This is a genomic window from Microbacterium sp. (assembly GCF_035277845.1).
Classification (GTDB): domain Bacteria; phylum Actinomycetota; class Actinomycetes; order Actinomycetales; family Microbacteriaceae; genus Microbacterium.
Window position 1 is genome coordinate 1 of the sequence record NZ_DATEJS010000326.1, and the last position, 3,132, is coordinate 3,132.

2 protein-coding genes and 1 pseudogene are annotated in these 3,132 nt (G+C 73.5%); 1 reads left to right on the forward strand and 2 read right to left on the reverse strand.

Annotation, left to right across the window (positions count from 1 at the left end; all coding sequences use genetic code 11):
- Nucleotides 1–281, reverse strand: a pseudogene (locus tag VJR25_RS14340) (hypothetical protein); the annotation flags it as partial.
- Between the two features lie 254 nt (nt 282–535).
- Nucleotides 536–1,390: an inositol monophosphatase family protein gene (locus tag VJR25_RS14345; protein WP_324116184.1), complete on the reverse strand. Its 855-nt coding sequence runs from the start codon at nt 1,388–1,390 to the stop codon at nt 536–538.
- Between the two features lie 71 nt (nt 1,391–1,461).
- Here VJR25_RS14345 and VJR25_RS14350 point away from each other — a divergent pair, with 71 nt between their 5' ends.
- Nucleotides 1,462–3,033, forward strand: coding sequence for an NAD(P)/FAD-dependent oxidoreductase (locus VJR25_RS14350; RefSeq protein ID WP_324116186.1), 1,572 nt, complete (start codon nt 1,462–1,464; stop codon nt 3,031–3,033).
- Nucleotides 3,034–3,132: the final 99 nt, after the last annotated feature.

Genomic DNA, 3,132 nt, shown 5'->3' on the forward strand with positions numbered 1-3,132 from the left:
GCCGACGTGCTGGAGGTGGTGGAGATGGTGGCGTTCTCACCGGTGAAGGCGAACAGCTGCGCAGCGCGCTCGAACTCGTCGACCCGCGGTGCGACGGGCTTCGCAGCGGTCGGTGCGGCGGGTTCCGCGTGCGGGGCGGGCTCGACGACCGGTTCGGCCACTGCGAGCGGCTCGACCATGACGGGAGCGGACGGCTCGGCGACGACCGGCGCGACGACCTCGAGCTGCACGACCGGCTCGACATCCTGCTGGCGCACGAAGGGGTCGGAATGACGAGGCATGCCCGCGGCGTCTCGCAGCTGACGGCGGGTCAGCTGCGCCGGTCCGCTCGACGGCAGGGCCCGCCGAGCAGCGCGTCGTGTCAGGGGCGCCGCGGGGGCACGCTCTTCTGAAGGCACAGCTCTGCTCTCGGTCGAATCGCACGGGGTAAACGCGACGGAAAGGGGAGGATGTCCGCATCATCGTTGGGGGCCGAAGATAACGAACAGGTAAACACTACCGGCTTCGGCTGGGAAACCGGTAGACACGCGCGCGGTCAGCGCGTCCGAACCGCCGACTCGATCCGCTCGAACAGTGCGGGGCCGGTCGCGATGGCCATCGTGTTGCCGGGGCGCCCGCCGGGTTCCCCGCCGAGGACGCCGCCCGCCTCCGTCACGAGCAGCCCGCCGGCGGCGTGGTCCCACGGGTGGATGCCGCGCTCGAAGTAGCCGTCGAGGCGGCCCGCGGCGACGAACGCCAGGTCGAGGGCCGCCGACCCCATGCGCCGGATGTCGCGTGCCATCGGCATCACGCGCTCCACCCGCTCGAGGTCGCCGGCGTGCGTGGCCGGGTCGTATCCGAAGCCCGTGGCGACGAGAGCCCCCGCGGGGCCCGGCTCGTCGTTCACCTGCAGGCGCACCGGGGCGGCATCCGGATCGGAATCCTGCTCGAGCCAGGCGCCCTGACCGAGCGTCGCCCGGAACAGCTCGCCGGTGACCGGGTTGTACACGGCTCCGGCGAGCGCGGTCCAGCTCTGCGGGTCGGGCTCTCCGGCGACCGCCGCGACGCTCGTGGCGTACGCCGGGATGCCGTACGCGTAGTTGACGGTGCCGTCGATCGGGTCGACCACCCACGTGACGCCGGTGGTGCCGCGCTCGGCGCCGGACTCCTCGCCGAGGAAGCCGTCGTCGGGGCGCAGCTCGGCGAGCCGCGCACGGATGAGCAGCTCGACCTCGCGGTCGGCGGCGGTCACGATGTCGGCGGCGGCGGATTTGGTCGCGGCGATGTGCACCCCCTCGGCGCGACGGCGGCGGGCGAGCTCCCCCGCTTCGCGCACGATGTCGACGGCGATGCGCTCGAGCGCGACGAGGTCGTCGGTACCGGGAAGGGATTCGGGCGCAGGTGAGCTCATGCCTCCACGGTACTGATCCGGTGCGGGTCCGGTCGGCCGGAGTGCGGGTGTCCCGCCGCTAGCGTGGAATCATGCAGCGTCGCACCTCCGACCCCGCCACCCACGACGTCGTCATCGTCGGCGGCGGGCACAACGCCCTCGTGGCATCCGCCTACCTGGCCCGCGCCGGCCTGACGGTGGTGGTGCTGGAGCGGCTGGACCACGTCGGCGGAGCGGCGGTCTCGGAGCGGCCATGGCCCGGTGTGGATGCCCGTCTCTCCCGCTATTCGTATCTCGTGAGCCTGCTGCCGCAGCGGATCATCCGCGACCTCGGCCTCGACATCCGCCTCAAGCGCCGTCGCTACTCTTCGTACACGCCCGACCCGACCGCGCCCGAGCGCGGCATCCTGGTCGACACGCAGGATGCCGCCGCCACCGCCGCCTCGTTCCTGCGGGTCACCGGCGACGCCGCTGAGGCGAGCCGGTTCGCCGCGTTCTCCGAGCGGCTCGCGCCGCTGGCGCGGACGGTGTTCCCGACGATGACCGATCCGCTGCCGGCGGCATCCGCGCTGCGTGCCCGGCTCGGGGACGACGCACTGTGGGAGGCCGTCGTGGAGCAGCCCCTCGGCGCCCTGCTGCGCGACAGCCTCGACACGGACATCGCGCGCGGCATCGCCCTGACCGACGGCCTGATCGGAACCTTCGCCAAAGCCGACGACGCATCCCTGCGCCAGAACCGCTGCTTCCTCTACCACGTGATCGGCGGCGGCACCGGGGACTGGGATGTGCCTGTCGGCGGCATGGGTCAGGTGACGGCCGAGCTGGAACGGGCCGCGCGGGCGGCCGGCGCCGAGATCCGCACCGGCGTGACCGTGACCGCGGTGACGCCCGACGGGGAGGTGACCACCCCCACGGAGACGCTGCGGGGACGGCTCGTGCTGTCCGGAGTCGGTCCGGCGGTGCTGTCCGAGCTGCTCGGCGAAGACCCCGCGGCGAGCCCGGAGGGTGCGCAGGTGAAGCTCAACATGCTGCTCACGCGCCTGCCGCGGCTGAAAGACGAGCAGGTCGCACCGACGGCGGCGTTCGCGGGCACGTTCCACATCAACGAGACGATGACCCAGCTGGATGCCGCGCACGCGCGCGCCGCGGGCGGCGGCATCCCCGATCCCCTCCCGGCCGAGATCTACTGCCATTCCCTCACCGACCCGACGATCCTCGGTGCGCAGCTGCGCGCGTCGGGCGCTCAGACGCTCACCCTGTTCGGGCTGCACGTGCCGCACCGGATCGCCGCGGGCGGCGACAACGACGCGTTGCGCGCAGAGCTGCTCGCGGCGGCGCAGCGATCGCTCGACTCGGTGCTCGCCGAGCCCATCGAGGACTGCCTCTACGAGACGGCCGACGGCCGCCCGTGCATCGAGGCGCGCACCACCGAGGATCTGCAGCAGAGCCTGGGCATGCGCGGCGGCGACATCTTCCACGGCGCGCTGTCGTGGCCCTGGCTCGACGGGGATGCGGACCCCGTCACCCCGGCGGAACGCTGGGGCGTGGCGACCGGGCACGAGCGCATCCTGGTCTGCGGCTCCGGCGCCACCCGGGGCGGTGCCGTCAGCGGTGTCGGCGGACACAACGCGGCCTCAGCCGCGCTGGAGATCCTGCGCGGCTGAGGCCGATCGTGTCGTGCCGGCGCCCGGTCAGGACGCGGGCGGCACCGGGGGCGGCGGCGCGGTGGGCGACTGCGGCGGTGCCGGCGGCTGCTGGGGTGC

Coding starts and splice junctions, on each gene's coding strand:
- VJR25_RS14345 (WP_324116184.1), bottom strand. CDS start 1,390: ATGAGCTCACCTGCGCCCGAATCCCTTCCCGGTACCGACGACCTCGTC.
- VJR25_RS14350 (WP_324116186.1), top strand. CDS start 1,462: ATGCAGCGTCGCACCTCCGACCCCGCCACCCACGACGTCGTCATCGTC.